This is a genomic window from Amycolatopsis sp. NPDC058986 (genome assembly GCF_042741125.1).
Lineage (GTDB): Bacteria > Actinomycetota > Actinomycetes > Mycobacteriales > Pseudonocardiaceae > Amycolatopsis.
In genome coordinates, this window is sequence record NZ_JBHYJW010000005.1 from 190,882 (window position 1) to 215,532 (window position 24,651).

At 69.9% G+C, this 24,651-nt stretch carries 21 protein-coding genes, 1 pseudogene and 1 riboswitch; of the genes and pseudogenes, 8 read left to right on the top strand and 14 right to left on the bottom strand.

The window, feature by feature from the left end; genetic code table 11:
• Window positions 1-27: 27 nt before the first annotated feature.
• Window positions 28-1,929, top strand: coding sequence for a PQQ-binding-like beta-propeller repeat protein (locus tag ACFW0G_RS07245; protein ID WP_378323937.1), 1,902 nt, complete (start codon window positions 28-30; stop codon window positions 1,927-1,929).
• Window positions 1,930-1,934: 5 nt separating this feature from the next.
• Here the strand turns inward: ACFW0G_RS07245 and ACFW0G_RS07250 are convergent, their stop codons facing one another.
• Genes ACFW0G_RS07250 through ACFW0G_RS07260 form a run of 3 tightly spaced genes read right to left on the bottom strand, consistent with a single transcriptional unit; the run spans window position 1,935 to window position 5,064 of the window.
• Window positions 1,935-2,915, bottom strand: coding sequence for a TolB family protein (locus tag ACFW0G_RS07250; RefSeq protein WP_378323938.1), 981 nt, complete (start codon window positions 2,913-2,915; stop codon window positions 1,935-1,937).
• Entirely contained in the window at window positions 2,912-4,168 is a 1,257-nt protein-coding gene (locus ACFW0G_RS07255; protein WP_378324013.1) for an MFS transporter, read from the bottom strand. The genes ACFW0G_RS07250 and ACFW0G_RS07255 overlap by 4 nt, the downstream gene beginning before the upstream one ends.
• A gap of 8 nt (window positions 4,169-4,176) precedes the next feature.
• On the bottom strand, window positions 4,177-5,064 hold the full coding sequence (locus ACFW0G_RS07260; protein WP_378323939.1) for an alkaline phosphatase family protein: 888 nt from the start codon (window positions 5,062-5,064) through the stop codon (window positions 4,177-4,179).
• Between the two features lie 185 nt (window positions 5,065-5,249).
• Between ACFW0G_RS07260 and ACFW0G_RS07265 the strand changes: the two genes are divergently transcribed.
• The 3 genes from ACFW0G_RS07265 to ACFW0G_RS07275 all read left to right on the top strand — a co-directional run bounded on the left by ACFW0G_RS07265 (window position 5,250) and on the right by ACFW0G_RS07275 (window position 8,191).
• On the top strand, window positions 5,250-6,170 hold the full coding sequence (locus ACFW0G_RS07265; protein ID WP_378323940.1) for a hypothetical protein: 921 nt from the start codon (window positions 5,250-5,252) through the stop codon (window positions 6,168-6,170).
• An 84-nt stretch (window positions 6,171-6,254) separates the two neighbouring features.
• Window positions 6,255-6,998, top strand: a complete 744-nt coding sequence (locus ACFW0G_RS07270) for an AMP-binding protein (protein ID WP_378323941.1) — start codon at window positions 6,255-6,257, stop codon at window positions 6,996-6,998.
• Window positions 6,995-8,191, top strand: a complete 1,197-nt coding sequence (locus ACFW0G_RS07275; protein ID WP_378323943.1) for an acyltransferase — start codon at window positions 6,995-6,997, stop codon at window positions 8,189-8,191. Before ACFW0G_RS07270 ends, ACFW0G_RS07275 begins: the two co-directional genes overlap by 4 nt.
• Window positions 8,192-8,197: 6 nt before the next feature.
• On the opposite strand, the gene ACFW0G_RS07280 is transcribed toward ACFW0G_RS07275, so the two are convergent.
• The 4 genes from ACFW0G_RS07280 to ACFW0G_RS07295 all read right to left on the bottom strand — a co-directional run bounded on the left by ACFW0G_RS07280 (window position 8,198) and on the right by ACFW0G_RS07295 (window position 11,666).
• The gene (locus ACFW0G_RS07280) at window positions 8,198-8,728 is read right to left on the bottom strand and encodes a hypothetical protein (RefSeq protein ID WP_378323944.1); all 531 of its coding nucleotides are present in this window, start codon (window positions 8,726-8,728) and stop codon (window positions 8,198-8,200) included.
• A gap of 72 nt (window positions 8,729-8,800) precedes the next feature.
• Window positions 8,801-9,811, bottom strand: coding sequence for an ABC transporter substrate-binding protein (locus tag ACFW0G_RS07285; RefSeq protein ID WP_378323945.1), 1,011 nt, complete (start codon window positions 9,809-9,811; stop codon window positions 8,801-8,803).
• Window positions 9,787-10,596 (bottom strand): ABC transporter ATP-binding protein, encoded by an 810-nt coding sequence (locus ACFW0G_RS07290; protein WP_378323946.1) that lies wholly within the window; start codon window positions 10,594-10,596, stop codon window positions 9,787-9,789. Before ACFW0G_RS07290 ends, ACFW0G_RS07285 begins: the two co-directional genes overlap by 25 nt.
• Window positions 10,596-11,666, bottom strand: a complete 1,071-nt coding sequence (locus tag ACFW0G_RS07295) for a FecCD family ABC transporter permease (RefSeq protein ID WP_378323947.1) — start codon at window positions 11,664-11,666, stop codon at window positions 10,596-10,598. Before ACFW0G_RS07295 ends, ACFW0G_RS07290 begins: the two co-directional genes overlap by 1 nt.
• Before the next feature lie 98 nt (window positions 11,667-11,764).
• Window positions 11,765-11,880: riboswitch (cobalamin riboswitch) on the bottom strand.
• Between the two features lie 884 nt (window positions 11,881-12,764).
• Here ACFW0G_RS07295 and ACFW0G_RS07300 point away from each other — a divergent pair.
• The 3 genes and pseudogenes from ACFW0G_RS07300 to ACFW0G_RS07310 form a co-directional block, all read left to right on the top strand.
• Window positions 12,765-13,094 (top strand): annotated as a pseudogene (locus ACFW0G_RS07300) (DUF222 domain-containing protein); the annotation flags it as partial.
• 101 nt (window positions 13,095-13,195) lie between these two features.
• Window positions 13,196-13,894, top strand: coding sequence for a DUF222 domain-containing protein (locus ACFW0G_RS07305; protein ID WP_378324014.1), 699 nt, complete (start codon window positions 13,196-13,198; stop codon window positions 13,892-13,894).
• Window positions 13,895-14,087: 193 nt separating this feature from the next.
• The gene (locus ACFW0G_RS07310; RefSeq protein WP_378324022.1) at window positions 14,088-14,366 is read left to right on the top strand and encodes a hypothetical protein; all 279 of its coding nucleotides are present in this window, start codon (window positions 14,088-14,090) and stop codon (window positions 14,364-14,366) included.
• On the opposite strand, the gene ACFW0G_RS07315 is transcribed toward ACFW0G_RS07310, so the two are convergent.
• The 5 genes from ACFW0G_RS07315 to pdhA form a co-directional block, all read right to left on the bottom strand.
• Window positions 14,357-15,889, bottom strand: a complete 1,533-nt coding sequence (locus ACFW0G_RS07315; protein ID WP_378323948.1) for a hypothetical protein — start codon at window positions 15,887-15,889, stop codon at window positions 14,357-14,359. The two genes, ACFW0G_RS07310 and ACFW0G_RS07315, sit on opposite strands and share 10 nt — an antisense overlap.
• Before the next feature lie 88 nt (window positions 15,890-15,977).
• On the bottom strand, window positions 15,978-16,700 hold the full coding sequence (locus tag ACFW0G_RS07320; RefSeq protein ID WP_378323950.1) for a phosphatase PAP2 family protein: 723 nt from the start codon (window positions 16,698-16,700) through the stop codon (window positions 15,978-15,980).
• A 105-nt stretch (window positions 16,701-16,805) separates the two neighbouring features.
• Window positions 16,806-18,044, bottom strand: coding sequence for a dihydrolipoamide acetyltransferase family protein (locus tag ACFW0G_RS07325; protein WP_378323951.1), 1,239 nt, complete (start codon window positions 18,042-18,044; stop codon window positions 16,806-16,808).
• Window positions 18,037-19,038, bottom strand: coding sequence for an alpha-ketoacid dehydrogenase subunit beta (locus tag ACFW0G_RS07330; RefSeq protein WP_378323953.1), 1,002 nt, complete (start codon window positions 19,036-19,038; stop codon window positions 18,037-18,039). The genes ACFW0G_RS07325 and ACFW0G_RS07330 overlap by 8 nt, the downstream gene beginning before the upstream one ends.
• 1 nt (window position 19,039) lies before the next feature.
• On the bottom strand, window positions 19,040-20,146 hold the full coding sequence (gene pdhA / locus ACFW0G_RS07335) for a pyruvate dehydrogenase (acetyl-transferring) E1 component subunit alpha (protein ID WP_378323954.1): 1,107 nt from the start codon (window positions 20,144-20,146) through the stop codon (window positions 19,040-19,042).
• Window positions 20,147-20,224: 78 nt separating this feature from the next.
• Between pdhA and ACFW0G_RS07340 the strand changes: the two genes are divergently transcribed.
• Entirely contained in the window at window positions 20,225-20,761 is a 537-nt protein-coding gene (locus ACFW0G_RS07340) for an Lrp/AsnC family transcriptional regulator (RefSeq protein WP_378323955.1), read from the top strand.
• A gap of 4 nt (window positions 20,762-20,765) precedes the next feature.
• On the opposite strand, the gene ACFW0G_RS07345 is transcribed toward ACFW0G_RS07340, so the two are convergent.
• Both ACFW0G_RS07345 and ACFW0G_RS07350 read right to left on the bottom strand, forming a co-directional pair.
• Complete coding sequence (locus tag ACFW0G_RS07345; RefSeq protein WP_378323956.1) at window positions 20,766-23,114, bottom strand: polysaccharide lyase 8 family protein; 2,349 nt, start codon at window positions 23,112-23,114, stop codon at window positions 20,766-20,768.
• A 69-nt stretch (window positions 23,115-23,183) separates the two neighbouring features.
• Window positions 23,184-24,638, bottom strand: coding sequence for an aldehyde dehydrogenase (NADP(+)) (locus ACFW0G_RS07350; RefSeq protein ID WP_378323957.1), 1,455 nt, complete (start codon window positions 24,636-24,638; stop codon window positions 23,184-23,186).
• Window positions 24,639-24,651 lie beyond the last annotated feature (13 nt).

Sequence of the window (24,651 nt, forward strand, 5' to 3'; positions counted from 1 at the left end):
CACTGTCTCGCGGAGCGAGTCGATCGCATGAGTGGCGGCCGGTACGCGCTGCTGGTCGCGAGTTCGCGGTTCGAGGATCCGGGGCTCGCGCGGCTCGTCTCGCCCGCCGAAGACGTCGAGGCGCTGCGGCGGGTGCTCGGCGATCCGGCGATCGGCGGCTTCGACGTCCAAACCCGGGTGAACCGGCCCGCGCACGAGGTTTCCCGTGCGGTGGAAGCGTTCTACGCCGATCGGCGGCGCGACGACATGCTGCTGTTCTACTTCACCGGGCACGGGCTGAAGGACGATCGCGGCAGGCTGTACTTCGCCATGACCGACACCGAACGCCGTTACCTCGGCGCGACCGCGCTGGCCGCGACGTTCCTGCACGACGTCATGGAGCGCGCCCGCTCCCGCTGCGACGTCCTGATGCTCGACTGCTGCTACAGCGGCGCGTTCGCGACCAGCCGGGTGGCCAAGGGCGATCCGGCGATCCACACCTCGGAACGCTTCGCCGCGCGCGGCCGCGCGGTGCTCACGGCGTCGGACTCGATGCAGTTCTCGTTCGACGGTGACCGGAAAGACGGCGAACGGCCGCTGTCGGTGTTCACCGGGCTCGTCGTGGAAGGCCTCCGCACGGGCGCCGCGGACCGCGACGACAACGGCTATGTCGACGTCGACGAGCTCTACGACTACGTCGACGAGCGGATGCACGATATCGCGCCCGAGCAGCAGCCGGGCAAATGGCAGTGGGACGTCCAGGGCCGGATCGTCATCGCGAACAACCCGCGTTCCCCTGGCACCGCCCTCACCCCGCCGCCGACCCGGATTCCCCGTGGCACCAAGGAAAAACCCCGACTCTCCCGGCGCACCCTGCTGTTCGCCGCCGGCGGCGCCGCGGCGGTGACGGCCGGGGCGGGCGTCTGGGGTGTGACGCGGCTGCTGAGCGACGACGGCCCGCGTCCGTGGTTCTTCCAGACCGGCGGTGAGCTCTACTCCTCCCCCGCCGTCGACGGTGGCGTCGTGTTCGTCGGCAGCACGGACCGCAGCCTCTACGCGGTCGACCTCGCGACCGGAACCCAGCGCTGGCGTTACATCGCGGGCGGCCCCATCACTTCCTCACCCGCCGTCGCCAACGGTGTCGTGTACGTCGGTTGCAACGACGGCAACGTGCACGCCGTCGACGCCGCCACCGGCGGGAAACGCTGGACCTTCGCCACCGACGCGGTCATCCACTCCTCGCCCGCCTTCGCCGCGGGCACGGTCTTCGTCGGCAGCCGCGATCACAACGTCTACGCGATCGACGCGGCCACGGGCGAACAACGCTGGAAGTTCACCGGCGGCGACTGGTTCAACTCGTCGCCCACCGTGGCCGCTGCGTCCAATTCGGACAGTGGGACCGTCTACATCGGATGCCGCGACCACAACGTGTACGCACTCGACGCGGCGACCGGTACCCGCCGGTGGAACTACACGACCACGCTCACCGTCGACTGCTCGGCGGCGGTGTCCGGGACGACGGTGTGGATCGGCTCCGACGACCAGAGTCTCTACGCCCTCGACGCCCGCACCGGCAAGTGGATCTGGCAGTTCCGCGCCGAGGGCGGGATCGTGTCCAGCCCGGCGCTCGACGGCGACGTCGTCTACGTCGGCAGCGACGACAAGCACCTGTACGCCGTCTCGGCTTCGACCGGCCGCCCGAACTGGCGTTACCCGACAGGCAACGGCATCCGCTCCTCCCCCGCCGTCGAGGGCGAGACGGTCTACGTCGGCAGCCGGGACCGCGGCCTCCACGCCGTCGACACGATGACCGGCCAGGCGCGCTGGACGTACCTGACCCGGGGACCGATCGACGACTCCTCACCCGTGCTGGCCTCGGGCTACGTCCTCGTCGGCAGTCTCGATCACCGCCTGTACGCCGTCCGCGCCACCGACGGCGCCGGACCGTGACGTGGTCACGATGTGCGGGTCAGCGCCGCCGGGGAATCCGCGTCCGGGACGAGGACCGACGGACTGCCGGTGCCGTCGGCGGGAACCGTCCAGACGTCGGAGTGGTCCGGTCCGCGAGGCAGGCCGTAGGCGAGGGTGCGATCGTCCACCCACGCGGCCTGATCGTCGACGGACCGGGTCTCCGCGAGCGGCGTCACGCGGCCGGTGGCCAGGTCGAGCACCGACAGCCGCCACCCGTGCCCGGGATCGCCGTCCCGGGCGGCCTTGAACGCGACGCGGCCGCCGTCCGGGGACAGCGACGGGCATTCCACGTTGTCGCGGACCGTTTCCAGGCGACGGGTGCCGAGGTCGCCGCGCATCAGGTAACGGTGCGTGCCGGTACTCATGGTGACGTAGAAGTGCCGGTCGTCGGCGGCGAAGGTGACGCCCCAGAAGTTGAGGTCCGCGGCCGCGTACGGTTTGCCGGCCACGGTGACCGCCCAGTCCTCCAGCGTCGGCACCAGCTCCTGCGTCCTGGTGTCCAGGATGCCGACCCGGGTGGAGAACCGCCCGCCGTTGTACGAATCGCCGGTCACGAACACCGTCCACGCCACCAGCCTGCCGGTCGGCGACACCCTGGCCCGGTTCGGGATGCCCGCCAGCGGGATCTCCCGGCGTACCGCGAGGTGTTCGTCCAGCACCGCGACCTGGTACGTGGTGAGATCGCCGTCCTGGCGCAGGCACACCCCGGTGCCACCGGCCGCGTACAACCGCTGGCATCCCACCGGCGACACCGAGCGCAGGGGACCGTTCACGCCGATCAGCCTGCCGCGACTGTCGTCAGCGGTACTGCGGGCCACCAGACCCGGTCCGGGCGCGATCGACACCTGCGACGCCTCCGCCGTGGCGGTTTTGCCCGGCCGGGCAGCGAGCACGGCGAACGCGGCGAGCAGGATCAGCGCGGTGCAACCGGAAACGGCGACGACGATCCGGGTGCGTGGCCTCATCGCGTCTCCTTTCCGCGCTGCCCCGGTAACAACACCCAGGTCAGGCCGAGCGCTCCGATCGCGGCCCCGAGCGCCAGGCCGGTGGGCGCGGCGCTACCCCAGCCCACCCAGGCGAGTCCGAACGCGACGGACGAGACGAAGTACGCCAACGCCTGAACGGTTTGCACGCAGGCCAGCCCGGTGGTGCGCAGCCCGTCCGGGAAGCACGGGCCCGCCAGTGCCATCAGCACCCCGTCCGTCGCGGCGTAGAACGTCCCGTAAAGCAGCAGAATCACGGCGGTACCGGGAATTCCCGGCAGGCCGAGCGTGAGCAGGAGGTAGACGGCGGCCAGCGCGGCATAGCCGCACCGCAGCATGAAGCGGCGGCCGAAGCGGTCGGCCAGCACGCCGAACGGACCGGCCAGCCCGAGGTAGACGATATTGGTGCCAATGGCCAGCACCGGGAACCAGCCGGTCGCGATGTCGTGCTGCCGCAGCAGGGCCAGGTAGACGAACCCGTCGCCGATGGTGCTCAGCCCGAGGACCGCCGCCGCGCCGAGCAGCCGCCTGACCCGGCCGTCGCGCAGTAAGGCGGCGGCCTGTCCGAGCGTCACCCTGGCCGCGCCCGGGGCGGGCGAAGTGCGGTCTCTGGCGAACAACACCAGCACCAGCACCCCGGCGAGCGCGACGCAGAAACTGACGACGAACAACGCGCTGAACGCGTCCGGGGTGGCACCGCCGACGATGGCCAGCACCCCGAGCGCGACCAGCGGACCGGCGAAGGCTCCCGCGCTGTCCAGCGCGCGATGCACGCCGAACGCACGGCCCAGCACGGGTTCCGGGACCGACAGGCTGATCAGCGCGTCCCTCGGCGCGGTCCGCAGCCCCTTGCCCGCGCGGTCCGCGACGAGAACGGCGCCGATCATCGGGGCACCGGTGACCCCGGCCAGCGCGAGCTTCGCCAGCGCCGAGATCCCATACCCCACGCCGGCCACCGTCTTGCGCCGCCGGAACCGGTCCGCGACGTAGCCGCCCACCAACCGCAGCAGCGCGGTCGCACCGGTGTACAACCCGTCCAGCACGCCGAAGGCGACGGGGCTCAGATGCAGCGTCAGCACGAAATACAGCGGCAGGACCGCGGTCACCATCTCCGACGAGATGTCCGTGAGCAGGCTGACCGTGCCGAGGACGAACACGGTCTGCCCCACGGCCCCGAGTGCGCGCCCGCCCGCCGACCCCTCGCCGCCCCCGCCCCACCAGACGAATTTGGACAGATACACGGTCAGCGGCCGCCCGTGGCGGTGGCCCAGGCGTCGGTGATCGGCTGTTTGCCCGAAGCCTTGCCCAGTGCGGGAAGCCCGTACATGTCCTCCAGCGTGCGCAACACGTTGTAGTGGTTGATCTGGGTGCCGGACCGGTAACCGGCCTTCACGTGGTCGCCGACGAACAGCGTGCAGATCTGGTTGACCGACGTGAAGTTGTCCTCGTCGAACGTGGCGATCAGCAGGCTGTTGTGCGTCTTGGCCCACTGCGCGTAGCCGTCGAGGTGGGACTTCAGCCAGGAGTCACCCGTCTTGATCGAGCAGTCGTGCATGTCGTCGCACATGTCGGGAATGACGAACGAAACCGTCGGCAGCTTGCTGTAGTCGCTCGGGAAAGCCGAGTACGGCACGTTGTACTCGGCCCCCTTCACGGTCGGGAAGTCCACCCACGGCGCGTGTTTGCGGACGTAACGGCCCGAACTGCAGCCGGTGTAGCCCGCCTTGGGCAGCCCCTCGGAGTACCCCTTGAACGTCTTGCCCGCCTTCAGCAGTTGCTGACCCAGGTTGTCGGCCTGGGAGTCCACCGGGCAGCTGTCCCCGGTGACGCCCTGCTGCGAACCGGAGAACAGCGCGAGGTAGTTCGGCTGGCTGGGGTGGGTCACGCCGAAGGCGTTGGTGAACAATGTCCCCTGCGCGGCAAGCGACTTGATGTAGGACGCGGATCCGTTGTCCCCGGCGATGTCCGAGTAGTTCTTGTTCTCGAACAACGCGATCACCACGTGATCGAACCGAGGAAGCGCGGCAGTGGTGCGGGCGGACGAGCCCGCCGGTTCACCGGATGCGGCGGCCAGGCCGAGCAGCGCCAGTATCGGCACCGCGGCCAGTTTCGCGACACGGTTGAGCAGCATCACCCATCTCCTTTTCGCGTGCTGGATCGACCACTGTGGACGGAATCGCCGGGGGAAGCGGGTCCGAGCGTAGAAAGCGCGAGCCCGCGGCAGTACCTACGTTCGTTGTTAACCGAATAGACGGCTTCGCGAGAATCAGCCACTTGGCGGTCGCCGGACTCGCATGTGGACCGCACCATGACGCCATGTCGCTGCCGGACCAGGTGCGCACGGCGCTGAACGACGGACCGTTCGGCCACGCGTTCGCGTGCGCGGCCGCGCACCGGGGCCTGAGCCTGCGGCAGCTGCGGCACCGGCTGGCGGCACGGGACGTCGCGCTGAGCGCGGTGACGCTGAGCTATTGGCAGACGGGGCGGAGCCTGCCCGAACGCGAGGAATCGTTGCACGCGGTCACGGTTCTCGAGGAAATCCTCGAACTACCCGAAGGCGCGTTGCTCGCCTGCCTCGGCGCGAAACGCCCCCGCGGCCGCGGGGTGCCGTCGTGCCGGGGCGCCCGGCGCCTGCACCGGGCCTGGGACTACCCCGCCTTCCTGCCGCCGCTGTTGCGGGAGTTCGACAGCGCGGCCCTCGACTCCGTGTACCGGGTCGGCCTGCACGACACGGTGTATCTCGACGCGGACCGCCGGCTCAGCCGGATCGTCGTACGCATGCTCGTCGAGGCCCGCCGTGACGCCGCGAAGACCGTGCTGACGACCAGCCGCAGCGGACGCGGTCTCGAACCACCGTCCGTCCTCCTGGCACGGCGCTGCCGGGTCGCCACCGCGAAAGCACTGCCCGAAGAGGGATTCGCGCTCACCGAACTGGCGTTCGACCGGGCACTGGACGTCGGCGGACGCGCCGTCGTCGAGTACACAGAGGACTATTCCTCGCGCGCCGTCGCGACCCATCACCACCGCCGGATCGCCGAGCGGATCCGGGACTACCGGGTGTCGGTCGTGTTCCACCGCGACGCGCCGCCCCGATCCTGCGCCACCTGGCGGACCCGGTTCCCGGACGGCCGCCGCCTCGGCCTGGCCCCGGTGCCGGTGGGCGAGGACGCCACCGTGGTGGTCCTGGCGGGCGCGGTGGCCCCCGGGATCCACGGCCTGTCCTGGGCCTGGGAGTGACCGGCCGGGCGTTGATCAAGGTGGACAGCGCGTTCTCAGCGGCCTCATGGGGGATTCACAGAAAGCGCGGCGAACCTGGCAGTCGTGAGCCAGAACGACAGCGAAAGCGGACTTCTCGCGACGATCATCAGGAAACGGGCGAGTGACGCGGGGGAACGCGTCTACCTCGAAGAGGCGCCCGGGCCGGACCGGATCACCTACCGCCGGCTCGCCGACGACGTGGCGGGCTGGCTGACCGCGCTGACCTCGGCCGGCGCGCCCGCCGGGGCGCGGGTGCTGATCGACGTCGCCGATCCGCTGGCGTTCGGCCCGGCGTTCCTCGGCGTGCTCGCCGCCGGGCGGTGCGCGGTGCCCGCCGATCCGGCGGCGTCGCTCGACGAACTGACCGAAAGCGCCGCGCTGGCCGATGCGTTCGCGATCATCAGCGACCGGCCGAACCACGGCGCGAATCTCGGTCTCCGGGTACTCGAACCAGGTCTCCCCGGCACCGCGCGGCCCACCGGTCCCGGCTCGGTGCTGACGCGGGCGGAGCCCGGCGGCGTCGAACTCACCGAGCACCGGCTCCTCCATGCCGCCGCGGCCGCCGCCCGCGAGTTGTCCGGCGACGACCGCGGCTACGGCACCGTGCCGCTGTTCCAGCTCGACGCCCAGGTCACCGGCCTGCTCGCCACGCTCATTGCCGGGGCGACGCTGGTCGTCGGTGCGGCCGTCCCGCCCACCGGGTTCTGGACGCTGGTCCGCCAGCGGCGCATCACCTGGATCGAAACGGCGCCGTCGGCACCGCTCTCGGACGTGGTGAACACCGGCCTCGAACGGGCTATCCGGTGACCACCCTCGAAGCGCCGCGGAAGGCGCCTGCCCGTATCCCGGCGGCGCGGTCGTCGGCGCCCTACCTGCACCAGATCGACCTGTTCCGGCTGATCACCTTCGCCTGCGTGATCCTGATCCATGTCGTCGCCGCCACCAACTACCCGCAGGACGTCCCGGCGAACGCCGTCGAATCGCTGCTGCACTTCACCCGCGAGGCGTTCTTCGCGCTGACCGGGTTCGTGCTGGTCTACCAGTACCGCGACCGGCCGCTGCGGGCCACCGGGTTCTGGCGGCGGCGGTTCCCGCTGGTCGCGGTGCCCTACGTCGTGTGGTCGGTGTTCTTCTGGGGCTACTCGCTCGTCACCACCGGCGAGCCCGCCGGCTCGCTCAGCACGAAGCTGGCCGCGCTCGGCCGGGAACTGATCGAGGGCAGCGCCTGGTACCACCTGTACTTCCTGCTCGTCACGATGCAGGTGTACCTGCTCTTCCCGCTGCTGCTGAAGATGCTGCGCGCGACGCGGGGAAGGCACCGGTACGTGCTCCTGGTCAGCGGCGCGCTCCAGGTGTGCGTGGTGCTGTTCATGACCTACCCGCCCGAGGGCGTCACCTACGACACGATCAGCCACCTGTTCGCGACGATCCTGCCGTACCAGTTCTTCACCGTGCTCGGCGCCGTGGTCGCGATGCACTTCGAGGCCGTGCACGCCTGGGTGTCCGGCCACCGGGCCTTCCTCGCCACCGCGCTGATCGCGATCGGCATCGGCACCGAACTGGCCTACTTCCAGAACGTCCACAGTGGAACGTGGCCGCAGCTGGCGAGCGAGGTGTACCAGCCGTATCTGCTCCTCTGGTTCGTCACCGTCATCGCCGCGCTCTACGCGGTGTGCTCGTGGTGGTCCGCCCGCCGGACCGCGGACAGCCGGGCGGCCCGGTTCATCGCGTGGGCGTCGAACCGCTCGTTCAGCATCTTCCTGGTGCACCCGCTCGCGCTGGCGCTGCTCGGCCCCGCGATCGGCCCGGTGGCGGACTGGTCCGGGGCACCGTGGACGACCGTGGTGATCTACCTCGCCACCCTCGCGCTCACCCTCGTGTTCGTCGAGATCCTGCGCCGCCTGCCGGTCAGCAAGGCCCTCACCGGACGGCCCCGCGTACGCCGCGCGCACCCGCGGCCCGTCCGGCTCGTCGTCAGCAGCGGTTCGCGGCCGCGCTGACGGCGTTCAGGCGGGACGAACCCGCCGGACCACCCGGCGGCCCCGGCTGGTCCTGCCGAACGGCTTGACCACCGACAGCACCACCATGGCCAGGATCGCGACCAGGTTCACGACCGATCCGGCGAGCAGGTGTGCCAGCGTGTCCCGATAGCCGGGAGCGGCGGACGCTCCGCCGCTCGCCGTGTACTCCACCGCCTCGGCGACCCACCCGCCCATCCAGATCGTGTCCGCGATCATCAGCGCGATCGTCAGCACGAACTTGGCGGTGACCCAGTAATGCCGGAGCAGGCCCCATTTCGTGCACAGGGACAGCACCAGGCCGGTGCCGAGGGCGACCAGCACGAGCGGGATCATCAGGTACCGGTCGAAGACCTGCGCGGTCAGGTGGGCCGTGTGACGCACCGCGTCACTGTCGGTCGTGTGCGCGATGATCTTGAGCGCCAGCTGGCTCGCCGCGACGCCGAACCAGCCCACCGAACTCGCGACGTGCGCGACGAGCCAGCACTGGCGCGCCCGCTTCCCCAAACCTCGGTCCATGGCAGAAGAGCATCGCGCCGGAGCGCCGGGGCGGCCATCCGGCACACCCCCTGGCCCGGCCTGCGGACAGCCCTACCCGGCGCTCGTCCGGTTGAGGTAGTCCGCGACCGTCCGGATCGCCGCCGGGTTGCGCGGCCCCTCCACGAGTGCCGCGTACGGCAGTGCGAGGAACCGTTTGTTCTTGATCGCGGGCACCTGGGCCAGCGGCGGGTAACTCTCCAAAAAGGACTGTTTCTGCGCGGCGGTCGGCGGGTCGTAGTCGTTGATCACGATCACGTCGGGGTTGGCCTTGACGACGGCCTCCCACGTGACAGTGGTCCAGCTGTCCTGGAGATCACCCATGACGTCGTCACCGCCCGCGCGCGTGATCACCTCGTGCGACGCGGCGAACCGCCCGGCGGTGAAGGGTTTGTCGGTGCCGGAGTCGTAGAGGAAGACTTTCGGCCGGGGCCGGTCCTTCGGCACCGAGGCCTCGGCCTCACGGACGGCGCCCTGATACTCGGCGACCAACTGCTCGGCGCGAGCGGAAACCCCGAAGATCCGGCCGAGGTTGCGCAGATCGGTGTACAGCGCTTCCAGCGCGGGCATGGTGCCGCGCGAACGATCACCGATCCCGTTGCGGCACGACTCACTGAGCACATAGGACGGAATGCCGAGTTCGGCGAGGTGCTGCGGAGTCAGCCCGGTGTTCTCGCCGAACCCGTAGTTCCAGCCAGCGTAGACGAAGTCCGCGCCTGCCTGGAGCACGACCTCCTTGCTGATCGTGTCGACGCCGAGCCGTGGCGCGCGTTCGAAGTCGGCGCGCCACGGCGACCCTTCGATGTCCTTGTTCTGCCCGTGCGGCATGACGTACCCCGCGATGCGGTCACGGAGGCCGAGCGCGAACAACATCTCGAGGATGCCGCTGTCGTAGGCCACGACCTTGCCCGGCACCTTGGCGAACGTCAGATCCTGGCCGCAGTTCCTGACGGTGACGGGATACCCGGCCGCCGCGCTCGTGGCTTCCGGCCGGACCTGCGCACCGCATCCGGTGACGAGCAGCAGCGCGGCGAGCGCGGTCAGGAGGGAACGTCGTCGCGACATCGCGGGGATCCTTTCGGTTCGACGGCGTTGCTGTACAGAAGCTGCGGCGCGCCCGAAACGGGATGCGGCACGACGTGGGCGCGCACGCCGAACGTCGCGGCGATCAGCTCGGGGGTGAGGACCTCGCGCGGGGTGCCGTCGGCGACGACCCGGCCACCGGCGAGGACGTAGAGGAGGTCGCACGCGGACGCCGCGAGGTTCAGATCGTGCAGCGCGACGAGCGCGGTGACCCCGGTTTCCCGGACCAGGTCAAGGATTTCGAGCTGGTAGCGGATGTCGAGGTGGTTGGTCGGCTCGTCGAGCACCAGCACCTTCGGCTGCTGGGCGAGCGCGCGGGCGACGAGCACGCGCTGGCGTTCCCCGCCGGAAAGTGTGAGATACCCGCGCTCGGCGAGGTGCTCCGCCCCGACCCGGCGCAGTGCCCGCGCACAAAGGTCGTCGTCCGCGTCGGTGTCGCGTTCGAAGGCCCGCTTGTGCGGGAAACGGCCCATGGCGACCACCTCGGCGGCGGTGAAGTCGAACTCCATGTGCTGTTCCTGCGGCAACGCCGCGACACGTTGGGCGCTGTCACGCGCGGAGAGCGTCCAGACGTCGTCGCCGTCGAGCCGCACCACTCCGGCGGAAGGGCGCAGCGCACGGTAGACACACCGCAACGTCGTGGACTTCCCGCAGCCGTTGGGCCCGACGAGCCCGACGACGGCACCCTCGGGTACCCGCAGCCGCAGGTCGCGCACCAACTGCCTGCCGGCGACGGTCACCGTGAGATCTTCGACCCGGATCTCCATCAGCGGCCGCCGAAAACGTAGCCGCGGCGGCGCATCAGCCAGACGAACACCGGGACGCCGAACGCGGCGGTGAGCACGCCGAGCGGGAGTTCCTCTGGCGCCACCAGCGTGCGGGCGAGCAGGTCGACCCACACCAGCAGTACACCCCCGGCGAGCGGCGCCACGGCGAGCACCCGGCGGTGGTCGGCGCCGACGGCCATGCGTACCAGATGCGGGACCATGAGCCCGACGAACCCGACCGCGCCGCTCACGGCGACGAGGCAGCCGGTCACGGCAGCGCACACCACGAAGAGCGTGCGGCGCAACCGCGCGGGATCGACGCCGAGGGTCGCGGCCGTCTCGTCCCCCATGGCCAGCGCGTTGAGCCTCCGTGCCGAAACGTGGAAGTAGAGGAGGCCGAGCCCGACCGCGGCCGCGGCCACCGGCACCGACTGCCAGGTGACGCCGCCGAGACTGCCGAGCAGCCAGAACAACGCCGCGCGCACCGCGTCACCGCGGGGTGCCATGAAGACCAGAACCGTGCTGACGGCGGAGAATCCGTATGCCATCGCGGTTCCGGTCAGTACCAGCCGCAACGGTGTCATGCCCTCTCGCGAACGAGCGGCGAGGTAAACGAGCAGGGTCGCCCCCAGCGCGCCGAGGAACGCGGCCGCCGACAGGCCATAGAGACCGAGAGACGCGAAAAGGCCGAGGACGATCGAGGCGGTCGCACCCACCGACGCGCCCGAGGACACCCCGAGCACGAACGGATCGGCGAGGGCGTTGCGGACCAGTGCCTGGCTGGCGACGCCCACCGCGCTCAGCCCCGCGCCGACCACGAAGGCCAGCAGCACACGTGGCAGCCGGACCTGCCAGACGATCTGATATCCCGGCAGGTCCGCGGCGTCGATCCAGCCACCGGAGATCCCGGCGCCGGCGAACCGCGCGACGTCACGGATCGGCACGTTCGCCGCGCCGAGCGCGACGCCGCACACGAGCGAGGCGAACAGCGCCACGATGAGCAGGGTGATCAGGGGGACGACCGAGCGGCGACGTGGTGGAGTCCGTTGGAGGCCAACGGGTGCGGCCATGCGTTCGCCTTCCGGGCACGGGCCCGCGGACAACCGTGACCAGGGCCGTCCTGGCGGGACGGGACTCCGGACCGGCGACCCGCAGACCACGACGGGTACCAGAGCAAACCGCGCCCGACGGGTATTCGGGCTCGCCGTCACGGGGACGGCCCACCGTTGCGGGTCAGCGCCGGATTCCCACCGGCTTCCCCCGAACGGGCGCGGATGAACTTGTGGTGTGTACGTCCGGTGATCGTCGACCATGGACGGAGCGGGTGTCAATCCGCTGTGACCGGTTCGGCATCGGGTGTGGCGGCTACGGGGCGTCGATCGTCACGCTCACCCGGGGTCGTCAGGTTCTTCCGGTGAACCGGCCCGTGCGTAAGCCGCTCCCTGCACCCGCGATCGATGGAGTCGCAGTCGCTTATCCTTCTGTCCATAAAGGACGGAATGAAATGCGGCGAATTCGTGGCAGGTGACAAAAATGGCTCTGGTCGACGTGGCGTTCGTATCGGGTGACGAAGCGGTGGTAGCCAAAGGACTGCTCGGGTCCAGTCGATCCGACGTTGATCCATTCAGTGAACCGCCGATAGGCCGTGGGCACTTACCGCCGCGACAACGCATCAACCACAACACATGATCATGCACCACCAAACGCAGAATCCATACGAGCCGCGCTCGTGGCTTCTGCCTCGCCGAAGGTCAGAAGCTAGGCGCGGAGGAGAACGGCGTGCACAAGGCCAGCTCATGACGGCGTCTGTTCGAATTGGAACGGGCAACGCCAAGGTATCCGGACAACTGGGGAAACCTTACTCCACACCATGTTCACCCTCGGCGGTCACCGACCGGATCTACCAAGCCGGTGACCAGCCACAAAGCAAGAGGAGTCCAAGATTTGCCGGAATCCCTTATATAGCAACGAAAAACGAGGACTGGGAGTCCACCCGATCGATAGCACACATGTTCGATCGGACGGAGTAGAGTGGTGTTGTGGCCGTCGAGAGCAGCACCCAGAGTTCGCGCACCGAGTGGTGGCGCGAGGATGTCGGCTGCCTGCTGGACAGGCTTCTGGAGTCCGAGTGTGTGCAGCGTCGTGAGGCCGCGGTACAGGGCGAGGTCATGGCCGAGCTGGAACGCCGCGGGATACGCGACACCACCGGATACGGAAGTCTTGTGCGGTTGTTACAGGAGACGTTGAACATCCCGTACGCCGAAGCGAAGGCGCGCGCGGCGCGGGCGCTGGCGCTCAACGGCACCCGCGACCTGACTTCCGGCGAGCAGCCACCTACTGCGCCCGCGACCGCGCAGGCCGCGAGCGAGGGCGCGGTCGGGGCCGCGCAGATCGACGAAATCCTGCGCGTGCTGGACAAGCTTCCCCAGACCGTGTCGGCGCAGGATCGGGAACAGGCGGAGAAAATCCTCGCCGAACTCGCCCGCGCCGCCGGACCCCGGGAAATCCGCGCCGCCGGACGACGCCTGATCTCCCAGCTCGACCCCGACGGGAAAGAGCCGAAACCCGGGAACCAAAGCCCTTCCAGCCCGAGTTCTCCATCGCCCCGCACCGCGATGGCGGGCACCAGATCAAAGCCCGCGTCGACGACGAAACCTCCGCACGCCTGCAAGCCATGCTCGACCCACTCGCCAAACCCCGCCCCGCCACCGAAGAAGACGGACGCGACACCCGAACCCAGTGGGAACGACGCGGCTGCGCGTTCTCCGAACTGGTACGGATGTGGGCCGAACACCCCGACCTACCCACCCAAGCCGGAGAAGCCACCCACATCGTCGTCACCGTCGGACTCGAAGAACTACGGTCCGGCATCGGGCAAGCCACCCTCGATCTGCTCGGGGAGATCACCGCCGCCGAAGCACGGCGCCTCGCCTGCGACGCCAAGATCATCCCCATGGTGCTGGGCTCGCACAGCGAACCCCTCGACGTCGGCCGGGCACAACGCCTCGCCACCCCCGCCATCCGCCGGGCCTTGATCCGCCGCGACGGAGGCTGCGCGTTCCCGGGGTGCGATGCACCCGCTTACCGTTGTACGGCGCACCATGTGGTGTATTGGGCACACCATGGTGAGACCAAAGTGGACAATCTCGTGCTCCTCTGTTCCGTCCACCACAAGGTAATCCACCACTCCGAATGGGAAGTCCGGATCGCCAGCGACGGACTACCGGAGTTCGTGCCGCCCGCCTGGCTCGACGCGACCCGCACACCGCGACGCAACACCATCCACCTCAGAACCTGACGTGAGGTTCCCCGGTTGTCCGGACACCTTGCCTGAGGTGACCGGTGGTCACCAAGGAGGATGTCACGGTGCCTGCACCACATCCGCTCGAGTTCCACCAGCGTGCCGTTGCGCTAACCAGGCTGAGCGGCAAACCGGTCGCTGTGCCAGTGAAGGACCTGGGAGGGGCAGTGAGTCCTGTCTGCGGAACTGGATGACCCAGACCGGACCTGGCCAACCGCCGTTTCACCGTCGACGCACCGGACCGGCTGTGGATCGCGCCGCGGTGATGAACGCCTATTCCCGGCTCATCATCGGCTGGTCCATCGTCGACCACATGCGCACCGAACTCGTCACCGACGCGCTTGGTATGGCGATTCTGCGTCGTGAAGGCCCCCTTCACAGCAAGGCCCCTCTACCCGAGTTGACCCCGCCTGGCTTGACAACGCTCGGCAATCGTCGCGAGTGCTCAGTGCCTGAACGTCAGGGCTGAACATGGTATGTGCGCGTCACCGGACCTGACACGTACCCTTCGGCCGTCCGGCTCGACACGGTGAGCTCGAATGCTTCGAACGTTTCCGGGAGCGTGTAAGTGAAGGTCGCCTTGCCGTCCGGGCCGACCGGGACGACCTGAGGCGGATTGAACGCGATGGACCACAGTACCTCGTGCGAACCGCGCAAAGCGGGGGTCACGATGAACTCGATCGGCTGCCCCGGCTTGGCGGTCGAGGGGCCGCCCTCGGGAAACTGCGGGCTGGTCACGATCGGCGGTAGCGCTTTGACCCAGAACGTGAAGGACGTCTCGTCGGTCACCACACCCGACGCGGTCACACCACGGACCCGCAGGGAGCGATAACCCGGCGCCCGGGGCGTCCAGCGGACCGACGCCGAGCTGTCGGCACTCGCGGCGATCGTCTGTTCCGCCTCGCCGTCGAACACGTATCGGTACGAGACCACCGGCAAGCGTGGCGAAGAGAGCACAAAAGTGCCAGCAACGCCGGGGCCGCCGCTCTCCGGGGAACCGCCGGGGTACTCGGCGCTCGTCACCGTCGGCGCGGGCGCATCCGCCTGGAAACCGCTCTCGCCCCAGCCGGATCGGACACCTGCCGCGTTCACGCTCGCCACGCGGACGTCGAAAGTGCCCTTCGCGGACGGTGTGTATTCGAAGGTCAGCGAGCCGTCCGGAGCGGCGGGCACCGGCACCTCGGGGCCCCGGCCGATCCGGTACACGTACGACACCACACCGTTCCGGTTCGGCTCGACCGTGAAGACCCGCTTCTGATCGACGAGACCGGACCACGCGTCGACCGTCACCGAAGGCTCCACCTGGTTGACGTAGAAGGCGCGGTCGGTGACGCCGGACTTGATGCCCGTGGCGTCGACCGTCCACACCACGAGCTTGTGGCTTTCCTGTCCAGGCTGGGAAAACAGGAGCGGAACGCGCCCCGTGCGGTTCTGGCCCACGGGAAGCGACTGCTCGGCACCGCCGTCGATCCGGTAGACGAACGTCGCCGCCCCCTCCTGGGTGGCGGTGAACACGATGTCCGCGGACACCCCGAGTTCGAACCACGGCACCTGCGCGGCGGGGGCGGTGGCCCGTACCCAGTACCGGTAAGACCGGGCAGGTGATCGGTCGCCCGCACTTCCGACGCCGGTGACCTCGATGGAGACCGGTCCGTCGATGGCAGGAGTGACCGTCACGGTGGCGGAGCCGCCCGGATGGTCGGCCGTCACCCGGCCACCGCGGATGCCGAGCCCGGAGTACTCGAACGCCACCACGTTCTGGTCGCCGTCGGCGCTGAACGTGAAGTCGCCTGGCAGGCCCTGACCGCCGTCGCCGGGCGGACCACCGTTCTCCCGGTACACCGTGGAAGTGACCGTGGGTGCCTTCGACGCCGCTGCCGGATAGTGCGAGGCCGGGTTCTGGGCGGCGGCGGTGCCCGGCACCACACCGAGACCACCGATCACGGCAGCGACGAGCAGCCAAGCCCGCGCGGGTCTGCCAGACGTCCTCATGGTTCATCCCCCCAAGGCATGATCGACACCTCGAGCCTAGCGGCCGCCGTGGCATTGGTAACCCCGCAAAAGGACCAACCGGAAACGTTCAGCGCCGGACGCGGCGGAACACCACCGTTTCGGCTTCCGAGGGACGGCGCGGGGCGATCGGCCGCGGCGCGGTGCCCTGGCGCTGCGGTGGAGCCTGCCGCGGAGGGGCTTCACGCCGACGAGGGATGATCACGGTGTCGGCTTCGGCGGACGGAACACGGTCCGATGGCTCCGCGGGCGCAGGCTTCGCGAACCGCTCTTCGACACGTTCCCGCACACGCGGGGCGGCCCACCACACGGCCAGCGTCGCGGCCAGCCCGACCAAAGTGCCGAAGATGATGTCCGACGGCCAGTGCACGCCGACGTACACCCGCGAGATCGCGATCAGCGCGGCCGGGACACCGAGCAGCCAGCCCCACCGCTTCGAGACGAAGAACCCGACGACGAAGGCGATGGTCATCGCGGCGGTGGCGTGGTTGCTGGGGAAGGAAACGCCGGGTTCGTGCTGGACGAGCTGGTGCACCGGGCGGGTTTCGAACGGGCGCTCGTGGACGGCGAAGGCGCGCAGGACCCGGTTGACGACGAAGCCCAGTGCGAGCGCGGCTCCGACCTGACCGGCGAGCCACAGGTTGTCCGCCAGTGCCCTGCCCCGCATCGTCCACAGCACGATCAGCCCGCCGGCGACGACCAGGACGTAGATCAACGGGCCCGCCACGAACTTCATCACCGCGTCGAGCGCGGCACTGTGCCCGGCCAGGCCGTTGATTACATCGAAGAGCACGATTCAGCTACCTCCCCCAGGTGAACACCTGATGACGGACACACCAAATCGATCATGCCAGTGAACGTGTGGTGACCGCGTGAGGGGCTGAACGTGAACGGAGGGTTACATCTCGCCGAGAGCCGTGACCGGGGATTCGACGCAGTCCGCGACGAACCGGAGGAAACCACCGGCGGTGCCGCCATCGCACACGCGGTGGTCGAAGGCCAGTGTCAGCTCGCAGATCTTCCGGGCGGCGAGTTCGCCGTCCACGATCCACGGGCGGTCCATGATCCTTCCGACACCGAGGATAGCGGCCTCGGGGTGGTTGATGATCGCGGCCGACCCGTCGACGCCGAACACCCCGTAGTTGTTGACGGTGAAGGTCCCCCCGGTCAGCTCGGCGGGGGTCAGCCCGCCCTCGCGCGCCGCGGCCGTACGCTCGGCGATCGCGGCCGACAAGTCCCTTGTGGACAGTTCGTGGGCCCCGGGCACGACCGGGACGACGAGGCCCCGGTCGGTCTGCGCCGCGAAGCCGAGGTTGATCGTGTCCAGCACCACGATCTCCTCGCCCTCGACGCGCGAGTTCAGCTCGGGGAACCGCCGCAGGCCCGCGACGGCGAACCGCGCGATCAGCCCGAGCAACGACACCGGGCGGTCGGGCGCCGCGGCGTTGAGCGCGGCTCGCGCGGCGACGAGTTCGGTCGCGTCGACGTCCACCCACACGGTGGCCTCCGGGATCTCCCGGCGCGACGTCGTCAGCTTGTCCGCGACCGCCTTCCGCACGCCCCGCAACGGAATCCTGCGCTCCCCCGCCGTCGGCACCGTGGGTTCGGGCCGCCGCGCCGCCAGCACGGTTTCGACGTCGGCGCGGCGGATGATCCCGTCCGGGCCGGTGCCGATGACCTGCCTGAGATCGATCCCGTTGTCCGAGGCCAGCTTCCGGACGAACGGCGAGATCACGCCCGGCCCGCTCACCTGCACCGGGGCCGTCGCCGGTGCCGCACCGTTGACCCGCCCGGTCCGCCTGCGCCGGGTAGTCGGCGCGGTCCCGTAGCCGATCAGCACGTTTCCGCTGGACTCGGCCTCGGCGGGCGACGGGGTCACGACACCGGGCTCGGCGAATCCCGCGGCCTCACCGACGGACAGCAGCGGCGAGCCCACGGACAACGACTGACCGGGTTCGCCGTGCAACGCCGTCACGACACCGGCGAACGGCACCGGCACCTCCACCGCCGCCTTCGCGGTCTCGACCTCGACGACGGCCTGGTCCACCGCGACGGTGTCCCCCACCTTCACGAGCCAGTGCACGATCTCGGCCTCGGTCAGCCCTTCACCGAGGTCGGGGAGCAGGAAGTCAGGCACCGGCGACCTCCATCGGCTCGTCGTTCCACTGCAACCGCGCGATGGTGTCGAGGATCCGGTCGACGTCCGGCAGCTGATGACGTTCCAGTTTCGGTGGTGGATAAGGGATATCGAGCCCGGTGACCCGCAGGACGGGCGCGTGCAGGTGGTGGAAGCACTGCTCCGTCACCCGCGCGACGACCTCGGCGCCGTAGCCGGAGAACCCGGCCGCCTCGTGCACCACGACCGCACGCCCGGTGCGGCGGACGGACGCGGTCACGGTTTCGTCGTCGAACGGCGCCAGCGAGCGCAGATCGACGACCTCGACGTCCCAGCCCTCCGCGGTCGCGGCCTCCGCGGTCTCCAGTGCGGTGGCGACCATCGGCCCGTACGCGATGAGCGTGACGTCCCGGCCGGGGCGGCGCACGACGGCTTTGTCGAAGGCGGCACCGGTCCGGGTGAAGGTCACCTCGTCCTTGGCCCAGTACCGGCACTTCGGCTCGAGGAAGATCACCGGGTCGTCGGATTCGATCGAGTCACGCAACAAGTCGTAGGCGTCCTGCGGCGTCCCCGGCGTGACGACGCGCAGGCCGGGTGTGTGCGTGTAGTAGGCCTCGCTGGAATCGCAGTGATGTTCCACCCCGCCGATGCCGCCGGCATACGGCACCCGGATCACCATCGGCAGCGACAACGCGCCGCGCGTGCGGTTGCGCAGCTTCGCCACGTGCGAGGTGATCTGCTCGAACGCCGGATAGGCGAAGGCGTCGAACTGCATCTCCACGACCGGGCGGAACCCGCCCATCGCCATGCCGATCGCGAAGCCGACGATGCCGGACTCGGCCAGTGGCGTGTCGAAGCAGCGGTCCTCGCCGAAGTCCGCGGTGAGCCCGTCGGTCACCCGGAACACCCCGCCGAGCGCGCCGACGTCCTCACCGAAGACGAGTACGCGGTCATCGTCCTTCATCGCGTCCCGCAGTGCTCCGTTGAGTGCCTGCGCCATCGAAACCGGGGTCATCTCACGCCTCCTGGGCTTCGAGTTCGGCTGCCACCAGCGCGCGCTGCGCGACGAGCTGGCGGGTGGGTTCGGCGTAGACGTGCTCGAACACCGACAGCGGATCGAGGTGCGGTTCGGCGTTCATCGTGTCCCGCACGGCTGCCGCGAAGTCCTCGGCCTCGGCGTGGAACTGCTCGATATCCTTGGCGGACAAGGCTTCCCGGCCCGTCAGGTAGGTTTCGAGGCGCCGGACCGGATCCGCGGCCCGCCAGCGTTCGACCTCCTCGGCGTCGCGATACCGGGTGGCATCGTCGGCGTTGGTGTGCGCGTCGATCCGGTAGGTGTGCGCCTCGACGAGCATCGGCCCGCCGCCCCGCCGCGCGTGGTCGACGGCGGCGTCGAGCACGGCCAGCACCGCGACGGCGTCGTTGCCGTCGACCTGCTCGGAACGCACGCCGTACCCGACGCCCTTGTACGCCAGCGCGGGCGCGGCGCTCTGCTTCTCCAACGGCACCGAGATCGCGTAACCGTTGTTCTGCACGAAGAACACCACCGGCGCGTCGAAGACGGCCGCGAAGTTGAGCGCCTCGTGGAAGTCGCCCTCGCTCGTGGCCCCGTCCCCGATGAGCGCCAGCACCACGGTGTCCTTGCCGCGCCGGCGCAGGGCGTGGGCGAGTCCGGTGGCGTGCAGGGTCTGCGTCGCCAGCGGGGTGCACTGCGGCGCGACTCGCGTCGAGGACGGGTCGTAGCCGCAGTGCGCGTCACCGCGCAGCAGCGTCAGGACTTCGCCAGGTTCGAGGCCGCGCGAGACCAGCGCGACGGAATCACGGTAGGTCGGGAACAGCCAGTCGTCCGGCCGCAGCGCCAGCGCGCTCGCGACCTGGCAGGCCTCCTGGCCCGAGCTCGACGGGTACACCGCGAGCCTGCCCTGCTTCGTCAGCGCCGTCGCCTGCGCGTCGAACCGGCGGCCGCGCACCATGAGCCGGTACGCCGTGCGCAGCCGGTCGAGCGCGGGTTCGGCGTACCCGGCACGCTGGCCGACCGCCGTGCCGTCCTCGGCGACGAACCGCACCGGGGTCTCGGAGGGCAACAGCTCGGCAGCCTTCGGCCGGTCCTCGCGCCGCGTCATCGACAGCACCACCCTCTCTGTGACATGTGATGCAAGAATGGTGTCCGTGGCCGAAGCAGTGTTCAAGCAGCGCGCGAAATGAGCGACAGATTGACCGAGAAAGCGATTTCCGACGGCAATACGTCCAGTGAGACCCAGGTCACCGGACGGTCCGGCGGACGAACGGCACCCGCCCTCGACGACGTCGACCAGGCGATCCTCGCCGCACTGACCGAGGACGGCCGGATGTCGATCCGCGCGCTCGCGGACCGGCTGCACATCTCCCGCACCAACGCCTACAGCCGCCTCGAACGGCTCCTCGGCGAGCAGGTGATCACCGGGTTCGGCGCGCGGATCGACCCGCGCCAGGCCGGGTTCGGCACGAGCGCGTACATCATGATCACCATCGAGCAGACGTCCTGGCGCACGATGGCCGAACGGCTCGGCAAGATCCCGTACGTCGACCACGTCGCCCTCGTCGGCGGGGACTTCGACGTGCTGCTCCTGGTCCGCGCGCCGGACAACACCTCACTGCGGGACGTCGTGCTCGACCGCCTCCAAGCCATCGAAGGCATCCGCAACACCCGCACCTGGCTGATCTTCGAGGAGCGCCCTGGCGACACCCTGCGCGGCTGACCCCTTACAACGGGACGACCTTCGTCGCGCCGTAGGTCCCCTTGAGCGGCACCACGACCTTCCTCCGCCGTACCGTCACGGTCACGCTCTCCTGCAGCTGGGTCGGGTCGGACACGGCGAGCTGCCACCGGCCGTCCTTGCGCCCCAGCGCGATCGCCGCGGGGCCGGACACGGTCACCTCGTCGACCGACCCCGCACCGAAGAAGTTCGCCAGCAAAGTGTTGTCCCACAAGCGAACCGCCTGCACCGAGGTCGTGTTCGCCCGGACCCGCCACGACCACGCCGACGCCGCCGTGGCGACCCAGCTCGCGCCCGGAAGCACGACGTAGGCGTACCGCGCTTCCGACGGTTTGACGCCGTGTTCGATCACCAGCTTCTGGTAACGCCGGGTGTAGGGCACCGTGGTGCCCTTGGTGTTCGCGCCGGTGTCGACGTCCCGCCAGGTACCGGTCCGGTCCTCGCGCAACGTCGTCAGCCGCGCGTCGTCCAGCAGGACGTAACCTCCGACATCGGCCAGGTGCAGCCAGCGCGGATTGTCCACAGTGGATGATTCACCGAGTCCCGCGCGAGAACGCCTCCCCTCGATCAGGAGAGCACCCGAGCTGACGCACCGGTTCTCCATCACCGTCCGCACCCGCTCGCCGGAGGCGTCGGTGATCCCGGCACCGAGGCACACCACCCCGGACGGGGTGAAGAACCACGACTTCTTCGCGGTCAGCGTGCCGTCCGCCGAAACGAAGTCCAGCGCGTAGGCCCCATGCCGGGCGTCCCAGCGCACACCACCGGTGTGCGCGTTCTTCGTCAGCGGAACCTGACCGAGCGGGCCGGTCGGGCCGGTCTTCGCCGTCGTCCCCGGCAGCAGCAGCGGATCGACGGTCGGCCAGTACGCGTCGGTGTAATGGCCTTTGGCGTTGGGCAGGAAGGTGTACAGCACCCCGTCGCCGGTGTACCAGCCGTGCAGGTTCATCGCGTTGACCGACTCGTAGCGCGAGATCCGCGTCGAGCTGACACCGAGCGAGGCCGACCAGCCCTCGGTGACGTGCACCATCCGGTCCTGCTGCCCGAAGATCCGGTGCTCGGCGACGATCGGCGCCGAGCGGACCGGGCCCGCGAGCAGCTCCTGCGCGAACTCGATACCCGGGATCGCCACCAGGTCGGGGCCGGGCGCGAACCGCTCCGGGTCCGGAATCTTGAGGAATGGCGCGTAGGTGCCCTCCTTGATCCACTTGGCGGCGAGGCCACCCAGGTCCGTCTTCACCGCGCCGGTCGCCGAACGCGCGAGCAGCACGACGGCGACGGTCAGCTGGTGCCCGATGTCGTGCCCGGTCTCGCCCTGCCGCGACAGCATCCGGCCACGCACCGGCTCCATCAGCGCGCCCGCGTACACGAACGGCGCGAAGCTGTCGGCGACGAGCGCGAAGATCTGCTGCCGCAACGATTCCGGCAGCGCGAACTCCGTGCCCTGCGTGACATGGATCGTCCCGGCAAGCGCGGTGAGCAGCACGATGCCATAGTGGCCGGGGTATGGGATCGAGTCGTGCTGGATGAACGAACCGTCGGTGTGGAACCCGTCCCCCGCCGCCTTGTCGAGCTTCGCGACGACACTCGCCGCGCCGTTGCCCGCGACGTCGACCAGCGCGTCGAGTCCTTTGTGGATCCGCCCGGTGTCCCCGAGCATCGCGCCGGACACGATCGCGATCAGCGATTTGTCCGCCCGGTTCGCCCCGGTCTCCACGATGCCCTGGTTGTTCGTCCTCCGGTTCGGGTCGCCGACGAAGCGCAGGACCGGCTTGAGGTACCGCGCGAGGTCGGCCGGATCGAGCTTGTCCGCCACCACTGACAGGGTGTGCAGCAGGTAGTACGGGATCCCGACCTCGTAGGTGTACCAGTTTCCCAGCTCGGCGGTGTTCTCGTTGTACTGGTGGGTGTACAGCAGATCGAGCGCCCGCTTGATCCGGTCGAGGACGACCGGGTCGCCGGACAGCGTCCCGCCCGGCGTTCCCCAGTCGACCGCGATCGCCCGCAGCCGCGCGTACATCGACGTCGTGTAGTCACTGCCCGGCCCGAACGGCAGATCCGTCCACAGTGGACCTTCGGTGACCGACATGCTCGCGTTGTACGCCTTGGCGACCCGGCCGAGGTTCGCCAGCGCCTCGGCCCGCTCCGGCGACGGCCGGTTGATCCCCGTCTGAAGCTCGCGGTACGCCTTGACGATCGACGCGAACGCCGAAGCAGCCTCCGTCGCAGCACCGGGCGCGCTCGCCGCGAACGCGGGACGGGCCGAAGCGCTCAGCGCGACGGAAGCGGCCGCGATCGCGCCGCCCCGCAGGGCGGTTCTCCTGTTCACGGGCATGGCGAAGCCTCCAAGGCGTCATTGGCTCAAGAGACGGACTTGCGAGAGAAGGGACGGGGAGCTACGGGGTCAGCGGATGCCGTCGATACGGCGCGGGAGCCGCCACGGGTTGGCGTCGCGCAGGGCCTCGGGCAGCAGCGCGTCGGGGAACCCCTGCCACGCGACCGGCCGGAGGAACCGCTCGATCGCCGCGGTGCCGACCGAGGTGGTGGTCGGTGCGGTGGTGGCGGGGTACGGGCCGCCGTGCTGCTGGGCCCAGCTCACGGTCACCCCTGTCGGCCAGTCGTTCCACAGCAGCCGCCCGGCCAGCCGCGTCAGCGCGGGCAGCAGGCCGCGGACGAGACCCGCCTCGTCCTCCTCGCCCTGGATCGTCGCGGTGAGCCCGGGTTCGAGCGTGGCCAGCACGTCCAGCAGCTCGGCCTGATCGGTGTAGGTGACGACGAGCGAGGCGGGGCCGAAGCACTCTTCGTGCACCGCCGCTCCCCCGGCGAGGAACTCCTTCGCGGTGGTGGCCAACAGCGTCGGCGTGAACGCTGATCCGTCGGCCGAACCTTCGACGACAACGTCCACACCGGACACATCGCGCAGTTCGCCGAGCTTGTTCTCGTAACCGGACGCGATGCGATCGTTGAGCATCGGCTGCGCCGCGACCGCGGCCACGGCCTCGCGCAGGACGTCGTCGAGACCGTGCCCCTCGGGCAGGAACAGCAGGCCCGGCTTGGTGCAGAACTGCCCGGCGCCCAGGCTGAACGACCCCGCGTAGCCCTTCGCGACGGCCTCGCCCCGCGCGGCGAGCGCGCCCGGGGTGACCACGACCGGGTTGACGCTGCCGAGCTCACCGTAGAACGGGATCGGCGTCGGCCGGGACACGGCGATGTCGAACAGTGCCCGGCCCCCGGGCACCGAACCGGTGAACGCCGACGCCGCGATCCGCGGGTCCTTGAGCGCGGTGACGCCCGCCTCGACGCCGTGGATGACGTCGAACATGCCCTCCGGCGCGCCCGCCGCGACGAGTGCCTCGCGCACGATCTGCCCGGTACGCGCGGAAAGTTCCTCGTGGCCGGGGTGTGCCTTGAGCACGACAGGGCAGCCGGCGGCCAGCGCCGACGCGGTGTCCCCGCCCGCGACGCTGAACGCGAACGGGAAGTTGCTCGCGGCGAACACCAGCGCCGGGCCGATCGGGACGAGCACACGCCGGATGTCCGGGCGCGGGCCCATCGGCCAGTCCGGATCGGCGTGGTCGACCGTGGCGCCGAGGTACTCGCCGTCGGCCAGCACCTTGCCGAACAGGCGCAGCTGGAACGTCGTCCGCTTCAGCTCACCTTGCAGGCGCGGCGACGCCGGGAGGTGCGTCTCGGCGTGGGCGAGCGGGACCAGTTCCCCGGCGGCGGCGTCGAGGGCGTCGGCGACCGCGTCGAGCCACCGCGCGCGCTCGGCCGGGGTCGCGGCCGCCGCGGGCCGGGCGGCCGCCACAGCGCCCGCGAGGATCGCTTCCAGCGTGGCGGGGTCGGTTTCCTGGCTCATACTTTCCTTACTC